8 protein-coding genes are annotated in these 16,869 nt (G+C 63.3%); 4 read left to right on the forward strand and 4 right to left on the reverse strand.

Annotated features, from left to right (window positions below; genetic code table 11):
- Positions 1 to 214 precede the first annotated feature (214 nt).
- Positions 215 to 1,180 (forward strand): magnesium/cobalt transporter CorA, encoded by a 966-nt coding sequence (gene corA / locus E7V67_005110; GenBank protein ID WUR14486.1) that lies wholly within the window; start codon positions 215 to 217, stop codon positions 1,178 to 1,180.
- A 3-nt stretch (positions 1,181 to 1,183) separates the two neighbouring features.
- On the opposite strand, the gene E7V67_005115 is transcribed toward corA, so the two are convergent.
- On the reverse strand, positions 1,184 to 2,809 hold the full coding sequence (locus E7V67_005115) for an NAD(P)/FAD-dependent oxidoreductase (GenBank protein WUR14487.1): 1,626 nt from the start codon (positions 2,807 to 2,809) through the stop codon (positions 1,184 to 1,186).
- Positions 2,810 to 3,576: 767 nt separating this feature from the next.
- On the opposite strand from E7V67_005115, the gene E7V67_005120 reads away from it, so the two are divergent.
- Complete coding sequence (locus E7V67_005120) at positions 3,577 to 6,405, forward strand: TonB-dependent receptor (protein WUR14488.1); 2,829 nt, start codon at positions 3,577 to 3,579, stop codon at positions 6,403 to 6,405.
- A gap of 89 nt (positions 6,406 to 6,494) precedes the next feature.
- Here E7V67_005120 and E7V67_005125 read toward each other — a convergent pair whose 3' ends face one another.
- The gene (locus tag E7V67_005125) at positions 6,495 to 7,220 is read right to left on the reverse strand and encodes a 16S rRNA (uracil(1498)-N(3))-methyltransferase (GenBank protein WUR14489.1); all 726 of its coding nucleotides are present in this window, start codon (positions 7,218 to 7,220) and stop codon (positions 6,495 to 6,497) included.
- A 189-nt stretch (positions 7,221 to 7,409) separates the two neighbouring features.
- On the opposite strand from E7V67_005125, the gene tkt reads away from it, so the two are divergent.
- Together tkt and gap are read left to right on the forward strand one after the other, a co-directional pair.
- The gene (tkt, locus tag E7V67_005130; GenBank protein WUR14490.1) at positions 7,410 to 9,407 is read left to right on the forward strand and encodes a transketolase; all 1,998 of its coding nucleotides are present in this window, start codon (positions 7,410 to 7,412) and stop codon (positions 9,405 to 9,407) included.
- Positions 9,408 to 9,485: 78 nt separating this feature from the next.
- Positions 9,486 to 10,496, forward strand: coding sequence for a type I glyceraldehyde-3-phosphate dehydrogenase (gap, locus tag E7V67_005135; protein WUR14491.1), 1,011 nt, complete (start codon positions 9,486 to 9,488; stop codon positions 10,494 to 10,496).
- 298 nt (positions 10,497 to 10,794) lie between these two features.
- On the opposite strand, the gene E7V67_005140 is transcribed toward gap, so the two are convergent.
- Both E7V67_005140 and E7V67_005145 read right to left on the reverse strand, forming a co-directional pair.
- Entirely contained in the window at positions 10,795 to 13,500 is a 2,706-nt protein-coding gene (locus E7V67_005140) for a TonB-dependent receptor (GenBank protein WUR14492.1), read from the reverse strand.
- Between the two features lie 251 nt (positions 13,501 to 13,751).
- Positions 13,752 to 16,676 (reverse strand): TonB-dependent receptor, encoded by a 2,925-nt coding sequence (locus E7V67_005145; protein WUR14493.1) that lies wholly within the window; start codon positions 16,674 to 16,676, stop codon positions 13,752 to 13,754.
- Between the last annotated feature and the right edge of the window lie 193 nt (positions 16,677 to 16,869).

Genomic DNA, 16,869 nt, shown 5'->3' on the forward strand with positions numbered 1-16,869 from the left:
GTGGGACACGACCACAGCCATGACTAGCCGGGCGAGTCCATGTCTATCATCAAGGCAGACACTAAAGCACACACCAGCCCGGCAGCGCTCAGGCTGTACGCATGTGCTCGTGTCCCGTTTTGGTGACTGACCCCGCGGTGGGACACGAACTCATCAGTAGACGGATTTCGGGTAAGCTCTCGGCTTCATGCCTGAGCTTTTATCTGGAAACTGTATGCTGATCAATTGCGTCGCCTACCAACATGGCCACAAGCTGGCCGACATCCCCGTGGCCGACATCAGCGACCATATCGCCGTCAAGGACACCTTCGTCTGGGTGGCCCTGAAGGACGCGCAGGCCGACGAGCTGGCCGTGATGCAGGAGGAGTTCGGCCTGCACGAGCTGGCCGTCGAGGATGCGCTGCGCGGCCACCAGCGCCCCAAGATCGAGGAGTACGGCGACTCGCTGTTCGTCGTCGTCAAGACGGTCGAGATGGTGAAAGACGAACTGGTCGTCGGCGAGATCGACATTTTCGTCGGTGACAACTATGTGCTGTCCTCGCGCCAGAACAGCGCGCAAAGCTTCATGGGCGTGCGCGCCCGCACCGAGCGCGAGCCGCACCTCTTGAAACACGGCTCCGGCTTCGTGCTGTACGCGCTGATGGACGCGGCCGTCGACCGCTACTTTCCCATCGTCGATGCTTTCGAGGAGGAACTGGAGGAGATCGAGGAACAGATCTTCCTGCAGGAGGCGCAACGCGCCAACATCCAGCGGCTGTACGAGTTGAAACGCAAGGTGATGACGTTGCGCCACGCCGTGGCACCCCTGCTGGACGCCATCGGCAAGCTGCATGGCGGCCGGGTGCCGTCGATGTGCGTCAGCAGCCAGGAATACTTCCGCGACGTGCACGACCACCTGGCCCGCATCAACGGCACGCTCGACACGATCCGCGACACGATCGGCACGGCGATCCAGGTCAATCTGTCGATGGTGGCGCTGGACGAGGGCGAGGTCAACAAGCGACTGGCGGCCTGGGCTGCCATCTTTGCCGTGCTGACGGCCTTTGCCGGCATCTGGGGCATGAATTTCGAATTCATGCCGGAGCTGAAGTGGCGCTACGGCTATCCCGTCGCGCTGACGGCGATGGCCACCACATGCCTGCTGCTGTACCGGCGCTTCAAGCGCGCCGGCTGGTTGTAGACCTTACTTCTTCGCCGCCATCGACAGCGCGACGGCCTCGGCCACCTTGATGCCGTCCACGCCGGCCGACAGGATGCCGCCCGCATAGCCGGCGCCTTCGCCGGCCGGGAACAGGCCGCGCGTGTTCAGGCTTTGCAGGTCGTCGTCGCGGCGCTTGATGCGGATCGGCGAGGAGGTGCGCGTTTCCAGCCCCGTCAGCACGGCGTCGTGCTTGAAGTAGCCGCGTACCTGCTTGTCGAAGGCGGGGAAGGCCTCGCGCAGCGCTTCCACCGCGTAGTCCGGCAGGATCGTGGCCAGGTCGGTCAGGTGCACGGCCGGCTTGTACGACGGGATCACGGCGCCGAATTCGGTGGACGGCTTGCCGGCGACGAAGTCGCCCATCAGCTGGCCCGGCGCGCTGTAGTTGCCGCCGCCCAGCTCGAACGCTTTTTCTTCCAGCCGGCGCTGGAACTCGATGCCGGCCAGCGGATGGCCCGGATAGTCTTCCGGACTGATCGACACGACGATGGCGCTGTTGGCGTTGCGCTCCGCGCGCGAGTACTGGCTCATGCCGTTGGTGACCACGCGGCCCGGCTCGGACGCCGCCGCCACTACCGTGCCGCCCGGGCACATGCAGAAGCTGTACACGGCGCGGCCGTTCTTGGCGTGGTGCACCAGCTTGTAGTCGGCCGCGCCCAGGATCGGGTGGCCCGCGTTCGGGCCGAAGCGGCAGGTGTCAATCAGCGACTGCGGGTGTTCGACGCGGAAGCCGATCGAGAACGGCTTGGCTTCGATGTACACGCCGCGGTCGTACAGCACCTGGAACGTGTCGCGCGAGCTGTGGCCGATGGCCAGCACCACGTGGTCGGTGACGATGCGCTCGCCCGAGGCCAGCAGCAGGCCGCGCAGCTGGCGCACGCCGTCTTTCTCCTCGATCTCGAAATCGGTGACGCGCTGCTCGAAGCGGATTTCGCCGCCCAGCGCGACGATCTCCTCGCGCATCGCCTCCACCATCTTGACCAGGCGGAAGGTACCGATGTGGGGCTTGCTGACGTACATGATTTCCTCGGGCGCGCCGGCCTTGACGAACTCGGTCAGCACCTTGCGGCCCAGGTAGCGCGGGTCCTTGATCTGGCTGTACAGCTTGCCGTCCGAGAACGTGCCTGCGCCGCCTTCGCCGAACTGCACGTTCGATTCGGGATTGAGCACGCGCTTGCGCCAGAAGCCGAAGGTGTCCTTGGTGCGCTCGCGTACCGTCTTGCCGCGCTCCAGCACGATCGGCTTCAGTCCCATCTGCGCCAGGATCAGCGCGGCAAACAGGCCGCACGGGCCCATGCCGATCACGACCGGACGCGGCTGGCTGCCGTCCGTGTTGACGCCGTGGGCGACGAACTTGTACTCCATGTCCGGCGACGGCATCAGGTGCACGTCGTGCTTGCGCCGTTGCAGGACGCCGGCATCGTCCGTCGTCGCCACGTCGAGCGAGTAGATCAGGATGATGTTGGCCTTCTTGCGCGCATCGTAGCTGCGCTTGTGGACGGTGAAGCTGAGCAGCATCTCGGGCGCGATGTCGAGGCGGGCCAGGATGGCCTCCGTCAGCTCGGGCTCGGTATGGTTGAGGGGAAGTTTCAGTTCGTTCAGTCGCAGCATCTTCGTGTCCAGAAAAAAACGGTGGGGCGCGCAACGGGCCCAATCCGCCATTCTACCTGTTTCCGCCCGTGCCCTAGGCGCAACGGCCGCGTTCCCGATACCCTGCCTGAGCAGGGAAGTGAGGCGTTTACGCCACGAAATCAAAAGTTCAACGATGCATTGCTGTACATTTCGTCGGCGGGACTGCATTATCTAGGACGATATTTGAAGTTCATTTCTTCAACGCAACTCCATATGTCGGCGGCCCTGCGCACTCCGGCACGCGCCGATTTGCGCGGTCAAATTGAATAGCTGATTAATAGTCGCTGTTTAAATGGCGCCTGGTTTTATTCGCGCTCCGGCATGATTAACAGCGTCGCCCATCCCCATGGCCCCTTTCTGGTCGCCTGATTATCTCTTCCTCTCCACTCGTATTACCAGGACGATCCCGCAAGGTCTCGTTAGCGCTCCCTCGATCGCAGCAGTATCGGGATTTTGCACCCATTTGCCGAGCGAAGCGGTCTATTGGTGCATGCTTGCACCATAATAGTGCCGATTAACAATATTGTTGTTTTTTGCTCATAGTAAATGTCGCGTGCGTTGACACTTGCGTATGCGCTATGGTCTTATCTTACGCTGTACTCGATTGTTGCAATCGGGTTCTATGGTCGCCCAAAAAGCGATTGAAGGGTTTTTTGGTTTAGTTGGGACGAAATTATTAATGCAGTAGAGGCGCGAGTAACTTTACCCAAGCTTACTACCAACGCATGCTTACTTTAGGAACCAAAATGTTGAGAAAAACTATTCTTGTTCGTTCGCTGACCGTGGCGTTCGGTGCCGCGGCCGCGCTGCCAGCGATGGCACAGCAGGCCGAGCCGATCCAGAAGGTCGTCGTGACGGGCTCCCTGATCAGCCGCGCCGACAAAGAAACGCCGAGCCCGGTCCAAGTGCTGACGGCCGACGATATCGCCAAAACCGGCTACACGTCCGTGGCCGAAGTGCTGAGCAACCTGTCCGCCAACGGCCAAGGTGCCCTGGGTACCGGCTTCTCCGGTGCGTTCGCCGCCGGCGCCGCGGGCGTATCGCTGCGCGGTCTGTCCGTTGGCCTGACGCTGGTCCTGATCGACGGTCACCGCATGGCGCCGTATCCGCTGTCGGACGACGCCCAGCGCCAGTTCGTCGACGTTTCCTCGATCCCGTTCGACGCAGTCGAGCGCATCGAAGTGCTGAAGGACGGCGCTTCGGCGATGTACGGCTCCGACGCCGTTGCCGGCGTGGTCAACATCATCCTGAAGAAGAAATTCAACGGTTTCAACCTCAACGCCGATGCCGGCAATTCCCAGCACGGCGGTGGCAAGAACTACAAGATCGCCGCGACCGGTGGCTATGGCGACCTGGAAAACGACGGCTATAACGCCTTTATCAGTGCCGAGTACCGTCATGCCGACGCCATCAAGCTGTCGCAGCGCGACAGCGAGGACTGGGCCAGCGGCGACTGGACCCGGCGTGGTGGCCTGAACCTGACGCGCGGCGTACCGAACGCCGGCAACAGCTTCCTGACCGCGGCCAGCAGCCCGTTCCTGTACAACCCGGCTGGCGGCGTCAACAACGCGTCCAGCTATCAATTCCTCGACCCAAGCTGCAACTTTGTCAAGTACCGTGCCGGTCAGTGCACGATCCGCGACGAAGTGTCGAACCTGCAGCCCGAGTCCGATAAATTCAATGTGATCGCCGGCTTCACGAAAAAGCTGAACGAAGACTGGACGCTGGCGCTGAAGGCGTCGATGTTCAAGCGCCAGAGCACCAACAGCCGCGGCCTGACCGCCGGTAACGCCTTCTCGCCGATCACCTTTGCCGGCTATACGGCGCTGGTGCCGGGCCAGACGCCTGCGATCGTCAACCGCGTGCCGAGCACCCTGCTGGCTGCGAACAATCCGCTGAACCAGCTGGGCGTGCCGGTGCGCCTGTACGGCTACATCCCGGGCGTGCCGACCGCCAACCAGCAGGACAACAGCTCGACGGCGACGCGCTTTGCCGCCGACCTGAACGGCTCCTGGATGGGCTGGGACATCGCTGCCGCCGCCGGCTTCGCCAAGGTGAAGACGGAAACGGAATACAACGGCTACATCAACCGTACGGCACTGTACAGCGCATTGAACCGTGCGACGCCGTTCAATCCACTGGGTGGCAACTCGGCCGCCGACATGGCTGCGATCGCGCCAACGTTCAGCAACGAAGCCGAGTCCAAGCTGACCTACGCGGACATCCACGGCTCGCGCGAACTGATGCAACTGGCGGGCGGCCCACTGGCCCTGGCAGCCGGCGTCAGCTGGTACAAGAAAGAACTGAACGCGCCGCCACCTGACCTGCTGGCCCAGGGTGTCGCAGGCAACGGTTCGGCTTATGTGTTCGGTGAGGAAACCAATACCGCGGCATTCGCCGAATTGAGCGCAATGCCGATCCGCGACCTGGAGCTGAGCGCTTCGGCCCGTTACGACCACTACGACACCTACGGCAATTCGTTCACGCCAGGCGCCAAGTTCAAGTGGAAGGCACATCCGATGGCAACGCTGCGCGGCACGTTCGCCAAGGGCTTCCGTGCGCCGAACGCTGCCGAGGTGGGCAATGCGTCGTCGACGTTCTCGTTCCACGCGATCAACGATCCGATCCTGTGCGCGAACGGCGATCGCACGACCCCGGGTAACGTACCTGCCGGTTGCGGTTTCACGCCAGCGTTCGTGCAGATCACCAATCCCGATCTGGAGCCGGAAAAGTCGAAGTCGTTCACGCTGGGCCTGATCGTCGAGCCGCTCAAGAACCTGACGGCAACCATCGACTACTACAACATCAAGGTGAAGAACCAGATCAACACCGAATCGGGCTTGCCTGACTACGTACCGAGCTATGTGCGTAATCCGGCTGTCCCGACCGACGTCGCTGGTCCGAACGGCACCCTGATCACCGCGACGCCATCGGTCGGTTCGATCGCCTACGCCACCTCGTCGTACGTCAACTCGGGTTCGACGCAGAGCCGCGGCGTGGAACTGGACCTGGCATACCGCTTCCGCGCGGGTGACATCGGCAATTTCCGCGCTCAGCTGACCTTCAACCACATGATCAGCTACAAGCTGGAACAGCTTGGCGACGAGTATGAACTGGCCGGCACCCACGGTCCTTCGGTAGTGTCCGGCAATACGGGCAACCCGAAAAACCGTGCTCAGCTGACCCTGGGTTACGAGAAGGGCCCACTGAACTTCACCACGACCCTGAACTGGGTCAGCTCGTTCAGTGCCCTGGATCCGTCGATCGGCGTGAACGATTGCGCAGACGTGGCCATTGGCGTGGGCGGCCGTACGTACTTTGCCAACAACAACAACATCACGCCGCCGGAGTACTGCAAGATCCGTTCGTTCATGTCCACCGACCTGAACGCGACGTACAAGCTGAGCAAGAACCTGACGCTGCGTGCGTCGATCCTGAACGCGTTTGACCGCGCGCCACCGATCGACGTTGCGACGTACGGCAACGCGGGTAACCTGACCAGCTACAACGCCACCCTGCACCAGGCTGGCGCTGTGGGACGCTTCTTCTCGATTGGCGCGTCCTACGCGTTCTAACAGATGGAGCATGAAAACGGGCAGCCTCGGCTGCCCGTTTTTTTTACCGGCGCATGAAGATGGCTGCCTGACGCCAAGGGTCTGTTCTGCTACATCCCGCCCCAGGCCGCTGCCAAGACCGCCAGTACCGCCAGCGCCGCCGTTTCCGTGCGCAGCACGCGCGGCCCGGCCGACAGCGCGAGCGCCCCGTGCTGCATGGCCAGCGCTTCTTCCTCATCCGTGAAACCGCCTTCCGGCCCCACCAGCAAGGTGACGGGCTGCGCCGGCTGCGCCCGCGTCCATTGGGCCAGCGACGTGCTTGCGCGCGGGCTCAACAGGATGCGCTGGCCATCGGCCGGTTGCGCCAGCCAGTCGCGCAATTCCAGCGGCGGCGCCAGCCGTGGCAGGCGGTTGCGTCCACTCTGCTCGGCGGCCGCCTCGATCACGCCTTGCCAGTGCTCCAGCTTTTTTTCGGCCCGTTCGGCCGACAGGCGCACCACGCAGCGCCGCGCCGCCAGTGGCTGCACGGCCGTCACGCCCAGTTCGACAGCCTTTTCGATGATCCAGTCCATCTTGCTGCCTTCCGGCAGCGCCTGTGCCAACGTCACGGGGAAGGGCAGTTCCGCTTCGCGCGGGTCGAACGCCTGCAGCTCGGCCGTCGCGCGCTTCTTGCCCACGTCGCGCAACACAGCCGGATATTGCCCGCCTTCACCATTGAACAGGGTAATGGCCGCGCCCGGCTCCAGGCGCACGACATTGATATGGTGGGCCACGGCGGGCGGCAGGTCGACCAGCTGGCCGGCGGCCAGCGGCTGGGCGATATAAAAACGGGGCATGACGGTCCTGGAAGGTGAAATGCACTAATTTTAAGCTGCCACCTCATGCTCTGGTAAAATAACGGGCTACGCAGTCTGGAGTCGTTTCAAAATGACCATGCACCCCCGCGCTCCCTGGTCATTCTGAAACCGCTTCGCCAGCAGTTCCGTGTCGCGGCTCAGTCTCCAAACCTCCCTCGATAGACCACGATGAAATCTACGCTTCCCCACACCCAGATGGCCAACGCAATCCGTGCGCTGGCGATGGACGCTGTCCAGAAGGCCAACTCCGGCCACCCCGGCATGCCGATGGGCATGGCCGAGATCGCCGTCGCCCTCTGGAGCGGCCATCACCGCCACAATCCGGCCAATCCGAAGTGGGTCAACCGCGACCGTTTCCTGCTCTCCAACGGCCACGGTTCGATGCTGCACTATGCGCTGCTGCACCTGTCCGGCTACGACGTGTCGATGGACGACCTGCGCAACTTCCGCCAGCTGCACTCGAAAACGCCAGGCCACCCGGAAGTGGACATCACGCCGGGCATCGAGACGACCACCGGCCCGCTGGGCCAGGGCATCGCCAACGCCGTCGGCATGGCGCTGGCCGAGTACCTGCTGGCATCCGAGTTCAACAAGCCGGGCCATGACGTCATCGACCACTACACCTACGCCTTCGTCGGCGACGGCTGCCTGATGGAAGGCATCTCGCACGAGGTCTGCTCGCTGGCCGGCACGCTGGGCCTGAACAAGCTGATCGCCCTGTACGACGACAACGGCATCTCGATCGACGGCAAGGTGGAGGGCTGGTTCACGGACGACACGCCGAAGCGCTTCGAATCCTACGGCTGGAACGTGATCGCCAACGTGGACGGCCATGACGTGGCCGCGGTGCACGCCGCCATCGAGGCCGCCAAGAAGGCCGACAAGCCGACCCTGATCTGCTGCAAGACCATCATCGGCAAGGGCTCGCCCAACCTGCAAGGTGGCGACAAGGTGCACGGCGCCGCGCTGGGCGACAAGGAAATCGCCGCCGTGCGCGAGTACATCAGCTGGGGCCACGAGCCGTTCCTGATCCCGGACGAAGTGTCGACCGCCTGGAACTTCAAGGACCAGGGCGCCGCCTTCGAGACCGAATGGAACAGCAAGTTCGACGCCTACGCCGCCGCCTATCCGAAGGAAGCCGCGGAGCTGAAGCGCCGCATGAACGGCGAACTGCCGGGCAACTTCGAGCAAACCCTGCAGGCCGCCATCGCCGCCTGCGTGGAGAAGAAGGAAACCATCGCCACCCGCAAGGCGTCGCAGAACGCGATCCAGGCGCTGGCCCCGATCCTGCCGGAATTCCTGGGCGGCTCGGCCGACCTGACCAGCTCGAACCTGACCAACTGGAAAGAGTCGGTCGCCGTGCGTTCGGGTAAGCCAGGCAACCACATCAACTATGGCGTGCGCGAGTTCGGCATGAGCGCCATCATGAACGGCGTCGCCCTGCACGGCGGCTACATCCCGTTCGGCGCCACGTTCCTGACGTTCTCCGACTACTCGCGCAACGCGCTGCGCATGGCCGCGCTGATGAAGCAGCGCTCGATCTTCGTGTTCACGCACGACTCGATCGGCCTGGGCGAAGACGGCCCGACCCACCAGTCCGTCGAGCACGTCTCGTCGCTGCGCCTGATCCCGAACCTGGACAACTGGCGTCCGGCCGACACCGTCGAGTCGATGGTGGCGTGGGGCGAGGCGGTCAAGCGCAAGAACGGTCCGTCCACGCTGATCTTCTCGCGCCAGAACCTGCCGTACCAGGAGCGCACCGAGCAGGCCATCGCCGACATCGCCAAGGGCGGCTACATCCTGGCGGACGCGGCCGATGCGAAAGCCGTCATCATCGCCACCGGTTCCGAAGTGGAGCTGGCCATGAACGCCGCCGCGACCTTGAAGAACGAAGGCATCGCGGTGCGCGTCGTGTCGATGCCGTCCACCGACGTGTTCGACCGCCAGGACGCCGCCTACAAGGCCAGCGTGCTGGGCAAGGGCCTGCCGCGCGTGGCGGTGGAAGCCGGCGTGTCCGACTTCTGGTACAAGTACGTCGGCCTGGAAGGCGCCGTGGTCGGTATCGACACCTTCGGCGAATCCGCCCCGGCCAGCGTGCTGTTCAAGCACTTCGGCTTCACGGTGGAGAACGTGGTCGCCAAGGTGAAATCTGTCATTGCTGCATAAGTTTGCATTTCCTGGAGCGGGCCCCGGCCCGCTTCGCTGTCGGCTGAAAAAAGATTCTTAATCAAAGGAGCACATAGTATGACGATCAAGGTAGCAATCAACGGTTATGGCCGTATCGGCCGCAATGTCCTGCGCGCTTTCTACGAAGGCGGCAAGAAGCAGGACATCCAGATCGTGGCCATCAACGACCTGGGCAACGCGCAATCGAACGCGCACCTGACCCGCTACGACACGGCGCACGGCAAGTTCCCGGGCACCGTCGAAGTCGAAGGCGACAACATGATCGTGAACGGCGACAAGATCCGCGTGTTCGCGCAGCGTAACCCGGCCGAAATCCCATGGGGCGAGCTGGGCGTGGACGTGGTGCTGGAGTGCACCGGCTTCTTCACCACGAAGGAAAAGGCCTCCGCGCACCTGAAGGGCGGCGCCAAGAAAGTCATCATCTCCGCGCCGGGCGGCAAGGACGTCGACGCGACGATCGTCTACGGCGTCAACCACGACGTGCTGAAAGCTTCCGACACCGTCATCTCGAACGCCTCCTGCACCACCAACTGCCTGGCCCCGCTGGTCAAGCCGCTGAACGACGCCATCGGCCTGGAAACCGGCCTGATGACGACCGTGCACGCTTACACCAACGACCAGGTGCTGACCGACGTGATGCACGAAGACCTGCGCCGCGCCCGTTCGGCCACGCAGTCGATGATCCCGACCAAGACCGGCGCCGCCGCCGCCGTTGGCCTGGTGCTGCCGGAACTGAACGGCAAGCTGGACGGCTACGCCATCCGCGTGCCGACCATCAACGTGTCGATCGTCGACCTGTCGTTCATCGCCAAGCGCGACACGACTGTCGATGAAGTGAACCAGCTGATGAAGCAGGCTTCGGAAGGCGCGCTGAAAGGCATCCTGACGTACAACACCGAGCCGCTGGTATCGGTCGACTTCAACCACAACCCGGCCTCGTCGAACTTCGACGCGACCCTGACGAAAGTCTCGGGCCGCCTGGTCAAGGTGTCGTCGTGGTACGACAACGAGTGGGGCTTCAGCAACCGCATGCTGGACACCACCGTGGCGCTGATGAACGCCAAGTAATCTGCCGCTGCTGCGGTAAGTGAAAAGGCGCCTGCGGGCGCCTTTTTTGTTTCCGGGGCTGGGGTCTGTCCCCGGTAAGTGGATACTGCCGAGGCACCCGTTAGCGCATCGAGGGGACTGACCCCGGTTTTCATCCGCGACCGATAAAAGCCGGGGTCAGTCCCCTAATACCGCTAACGCGTGCCTCGGTTGTTCACACTTACCGGGGACAGACCCCAAGCCTGATGCGCTAATGCTTCGCGCAAATAAAAAGCCCCGCCGGCGCGAGCCGGCGGGGCTTTTTACGAAACGCGACAGCTTAGAAGCTGTACGAAGCGCGCACGTAGAAGGTGCGGCCCGTCACGTCCGTGAAGCGCGGGTCGAAGCCGGCCTGGAACGTGGTTTCCTGGTACGACAGCGGAGGCGTGCGGTCGAACATGTTGCGGATGCCGAACGTCAGGGCGACGCCCTTCGGCTGCGTGTACGACACGTAGCTGTCGAACGTCGTGTACGAGGCGACGCGATGGTTCTCGACATAGTCGTTTTCCTGGTCCAGGTAGCCCGACTTGAAGTGACCCGTCACGCCGGCGCTCAGCTCCTTCATGTTCCAGCGCAGGCTGGCGGTGTTCTGCCAACGGAACACCGGTGCCGAGCCGGAGTAGATGCCCACGTTCTGGTGCCACTCGCCGCCTTCGGTGTTCTGGTACTTGTACTGATGTACCCAGGTGCTGTTCAGCGAGAAGTTGTACGTGCCGTAGGCCGTCGTGCGCAGGCGGTATTGCGCGCCCAGGTCGATACCGTTGGTCTTGATGCCGCCCAGGTTCTGGGTGCGCAGGTCGACGTAGCCGCAGTTTACGCCAGGGCACTGGGAACCGTCGATCGACAGGTTGCCGGCCGCATTGCGGTGGAACAGCGATGCGTACTTGACCGGATCGCCGAACGCGTCGGGTTCGGCCATGTTCGCGATCTGGTGCTCCAGCTCGATCGCCCACACGTCCGCCGTCAGGGTCAGGTCCTTCACGCCTTCGTAGACGATGCCCAGCGTGGCGTTCTTCGACTCTTCCGGATTCAGGCTGCGGTTACCGCCCTGCAGCTTCTGGAACTGCATGTCGCAGTTCGTTGCCCGGCTCTTGCCCGGTGCCGGCTCGCCGTTCGGGCAGTTGACCGGATCGTTCAGCGTCGACGTGTTGGTGTACGTGTTGGCGGCGTTGATCTCGTACAGCGACGGCGCGCGGAAGCCCGTCGAGTAGGAACCGCGCACCATCGTCGTGGTGCTCGGCTGCCAGCGGAAGCTGACTTTCGGGTTGGTCGAATTGCCGAAGTCGCTGTACTTGTCGTAACGCACGGCGGCGGTCACGTCCAGCGTCTTCACGATCGGCACGTTCAACTCGGCATACGCGGCGTACACGGTGCGCGAGCCTTCGTTGTGCGTGTTCGGGTCGATACCGGTGCTGGCCACGACCTTCTCGGCGTATGGGGTGTTGGCGGCCGACAGGAATTCCTCACGGCTTGCCTGGCCACCGATGGCCAGTGCCGCGTTGCGGCCTGCGCCCAGCCAGTCGCTCAGCTCGCGGCTGGCGTTCAGGTCGAAGGTCTTGGTGGTGCCCTTGGCGTTCTGGATGTTGCCGTCCAGTGCCGCGCCCATCAGCAGCGCCATGCTGGCCGCGCTTTGTTCGCCGAACGGATTGATGATGCCGTCCAGGACGCCCTGGGTGATCTTGTCGCCGTCGCTGTAGCCGCGCAGGTTGACCTTGACCTTGTTTTCGCCCCACGACAGGCCGGTACGGTAGTCCCAGCCGGCGATGTTGCCGGACAGTTCAGCCACGAAACGCTGCTGGCGGTTGATGTTCTCGTCCGCGCGCACGCCGTTCGGCAGGTCGCGCCACATGACGTTGATGTAGCCCGGTTGCGCGCCTGGAGGCAGGTCGCCGGCGCCGAAGTTCGGATCCAGCGGGATGTTCGGCGTGAAGTTGCCGTTGCCCGGGTAGTACGGGTTCAGGGCGCCATTCGCCAGGCGCGGGTTCATGATCAGGCCGCCGTATGGCACCGGTGCGATCTGGCTTTCCACCTTGCTGCGGCTGTGCAGGTATTCCAGGCTCAGCTCATGGTTGTTCGGCAGCTTGATCGTGCCCTTGAACAGGCCGGTGGCACGCTCGGAGCGCGGCACGTAGTCGACGAAGCTCGACGTGGTCATCTTGCAGCCGGTGCCGTTCGACACCAGGTTCGGCGAGCTCGTGCAGTTCGGCGCTGCCGGGTTGCCGACGTCGCCGTCCTGGTAGTAGTTGGCCGGGAACGTGCTGCTGGACAGGCCGCCGGCAAAGCGGCGGTTGAAGTCGCGCTCGGTACCGCCGATGGCGCGCTGCTTCTGGAAGTCGCCCATCGCGTAGAAGTTCCAGCCGTCCTTGTCGACGTCGCCGTAGCCATAGGCGATGCTGCTGTTCAGGCCGGTGCCGCCTTTATGTTCGGGCGAATCGCCACCGACGCTGACGACGCCGCCGGTGAAGTCACGCTTGGTGATGAAGTTGATGACGCCGCCGACGGCGTCCGAGCCGTACAGCGCGGAAGCGCCGTCACGCAGCACCTCGACGCGCTCGATGGCTGCGAACGGGATCATGTTCAGGTCGGGCGCGGAGCTGTCGAACGCGTTGTTCGCCAGGCGGCGGCCGTTCAGCAGGACCAGCGTCTTGTTGGCGCCCAGGCCGCGCATGTTGGCGAACGATGCGCCGCCGGTGGACAGGCCCACCACCTGGCTCGTGCCCTGGGTCGCCTGCATGGCGGCCACGGTCGACAGTACCTGCTCGACCGTGCTGATGCCTTCGGCCTTCAGGTCCGACATCTTCATCACGGTCACGGGTACGGCGGTTTCGGCATCGATCCGCTTGATCGCGGAACCGGTGATCTCGACGCGCTGCATCGGCGCATCGGCCTGTTGTGCGAAGGCGGGGACCGCCATCAGCGAGGCGCCCAGGGCGCCGGCCGAGCAGATCAACCTGACGGATTGCGCCAGGGTGGTTTCTTTCATCATGTTTGCTCCAGTGTTGTCGTCACAAGGGCGTTCTGTGCGAGGCGGGGACCTCAGGCAAAGAACGACCCGACATAAGACACCGGAACTTGCATCGTGGTCAACCGTATAAATATTTCATAATGTTATTTGTAGGTTATGCGCAACAATATTGCAAGAAAACTGTGGTATAGACAGGTTGAGGCAAGAAAGTTCTAAAAGTTAACAAAAAAACCTGCCGATCTTGCAACCGGCAGGTTTTGGCGCGGTGCGGATTACAACGTGGCGCGCAGCCCCAGGTAGTAGCGCCGGCCGATCGGATCGTAGGCGCCGGCTTCCGTCTCGGCGCCGGTGGTATTGCCCGGCAGGCCCGTTACGATCGGTGGCGCCTTCGTATTGAAGGCGTTGTCCATGCCGAAATACACTTCCCATTTCTTGCGCAGTTCGTACGTGAGCTGGAAGTCCTGGTAGGTGCGCGAGCCGACGCCGACCGCATTGCGCGGCAGGTCCAGCTGGGCCAGGAACTGATCGTCCAGGTAGGACTTGCCGATATAGGTGGTGGCGGTGGCGATGCTGAACGGGCCCCATTTGTAAGCGAGGTTGATCGAGGCCTTGTTTTTCGGGCTCTGTGCGATTTCGCCAGCCCAGTAGTCGCGCGCGGCGCCCGGGGTCGGGGTGTCGTAGCCTTCGCGCAGCCAGGTCCATGCCAGGCGGGCACTGAGCCGACCTGGGCCGACCGCGCCAGCCCACGATGCCGTCACGTCGACGCCCTCGGTCGCCTTGCTGCCGGTATTGCTGACCAGGGAGTCGATGTATTCCAGCGAACCGGCGCTGTTCGGTCCCATCGCGGCCGGCCGGCGGGTGATCACATTGCACAGCGAACCGTCGCCGCCGTAGCAGTTTTCCAGCGCGTACTGGCGTGGCATGAACACGATCGCGTCGTCGATCTTGATGTCGAAGTAGTCCAGCGTGAAGGTGATGTTCTTCAGCGCTGCGATCGAGCGCGGCGTCCACACGACGCCAATGGTCGTCGACCAGCCTTTTTCCTCGCGCAGGTTCGGGTTGCCGCGGTCGTAGCCACTGATGCCCTGGAGATCGGACTGCGACAGCGTGAACGCGCCGTTCTCGGCGATATTGGCGGCCACGCCAGGCGCGGCGCGGCACGCGTCGCCGCGGGCGCCACCGCCGGTGGCCGTGATGCCCTCGCATGGGTCCACGATATCGGACGGGAAAGTCTGCTGGGCGGGCTGGAACAGTTCGTTGATGTTCGGCGCGCGCGTGGACAGGGCGCGCGTCGCGCGGAAGCGCACGTCGGCAATCGGCGACCACTCGGCGGCCGCGTTCCAGCTCGTCGCGTAGCCCACAGTCGAATACTTACCGCGACGGAAAGCGCTGGACAGGTTGAGTTCCTTGACGAACGGCTTGTCCTTCAGGACCGGAATCCGCACCTCGCCGAACAGCTCCTTCACGTTGAACTTGCCATACGTCGGCGGCAGCGCGTTGCCGGCGTTCAGGCCGGCCTGCGTCAGCGCATCGGCTTCGCTGGACGATTCCTCGCCGCGCCATTCGAAGCCCACCGCGACACCGACCGCACCCGCCGGCAGGTCATAGACCTCGCCGCTGATGGAGCCGCCCGCCAGTTTCTGCGTAACCTTGGTTTCCAGGCTGCCAGGCGCATTCACATACTTCAGCGCTTCCGGGGTGATGCTGCCATAGCCGAACACATTGATCGGCACGCAGCCGAGCGCGCGCGCGGTCGCGTCGGCGCAGATCGTTTCCGTGCGGTTGTTGTTCTGGTTCAGGTCGTCGATGTCGGTGATGGCTTCCAGGGCGTGGCGGAAGTTCAGCACGTTGACCTGGCCGTTCGAGCTTTGCGATTCCTTGGTCTGGCCGTAGGCGATATAGGTCTCATAGTTCCACTCGCGCAGCAGATTGAAGTTGCCCTTCAGGCCGGTGGCGAGGCGGAACGTATCGCGGTTGGCCTTGCTGCCGCGGTTGCCGACCTCGGCCAGGCGACGCGTGAAGAAATAGTCGCGCAGCCCATCGCCGTTGGTATCGCTGATGTTGTCGAACAGGCGATCCGGTACCAGCGGATTGCGCCGCAATACGCCGTTGATCAGCAGTTCGGCCGGAACCTGGCCACCGGTGTCGCCCTTGTAGATGTCGTCCGAGCCGAGGGCGAACGGTTCCAGCATCGTCGTCACGCGGGTCGATGCGTAATTGCCTTCGAAGAACACCGAGTGGTTGTCGTTCAGGTTCATCGTGCCCGTGGTGGCCAGCAGGTAGCGGTCGGTCGGCACGGCGATCGAGCGGAATTCGGAGCGGTTGAAGCCCGTCGCGGCCTGGCCGTTGGTGCCGTTGGTGTTCCACGGGATGACCGTGCCGTTGCGATCGTAGGTGAAGCTGCCGTTGTCGTCGAAGAAGCGGCCCTGCGGCGCATAGCTCGAGTAGAAGGGGCGGGTCACGCGGAACAGATCTTCCGGGTCGCCTGCCGAGGTCTGGTCGATGGCCGAGGCTGCGCGGTCTTTCGAATACACGGCTCCCTGTTTGGAGTAGCCGAAGTGCACCATGATGTTGCTGGTGGCGTCCGCGTTGCTGGTGCCCCAGGTGGCGGAAAATTTCTTCTTGGTGTCGTCGTGCTTCGTGCTCTGGCCGCCTTGCACGTCCAGGACCAGGCCGGAGAAATTGCGCTTGGTGATGATGTTGACGACACCGGCCACGGCGTCCGAGCCGTACGTGGCGGAAGCGCCGCCGGTCAGCAGTTCGACCCGCTCGATGAAGTCGGTCGGGATCACGTTCAGGTCGACGGCCGAGTCACCCGGAATGCCGGAGACGAAGCGGCGGCCGTTCAGCAGCACCAGGGTGCGCGAGGTGTCCAGGTTGCGCAGGTTGACGGTCGAAACACCTGCGCTGGACGTGGAAAAGTTCGAGTTCGTGCGGCTGACGGTGGGCGTGCCCAGCGTCGGGTTCTTCGACAGCAGTTCCTGCAGATTCGTCGCGCCGGAGGCGGCGATGTCGGCCGACGACAGCACTTGCAGCGGAGACGGCGACTCGGCGCCGGGCGACGCGATGCGCGAACCCGTGACCTGCACCGTCTGCATCGGTGCCTCGGTGGCGGTCTGCGCCCCTACCTGCATGCTGAACACTGCACTGCCGAGCCCGATCAGTCGCACGGCGCGCGAAATGACTTTTTCTCTCATGGTTGCTCCCTGTGGTGTTGAAAGCCGCGAGTGGCGCCCCGCGGCGGGGCGCCAAACCATGAATGTTAGACATGCCAGACCGGCGCACGAACCGGATTCGTCACGAAAACGGAACGTTGTCTTTTATTTACCACGCTTTTCTTTATTGGAAATCCTTTTTATCTTCGTGTAATTTTTCCCTAATTAACGCTAA

It is taken from the genome of [Empedobacter] haloabium, assembly GCA_008011715.2.
Taxonomy (GTDB): Bacteria; Pseudomonadota; Gammaproteobacteria; order Burkholderiales; family Burkholderiaceae_D; genus Rugamonas; species Rugamonas haloabia.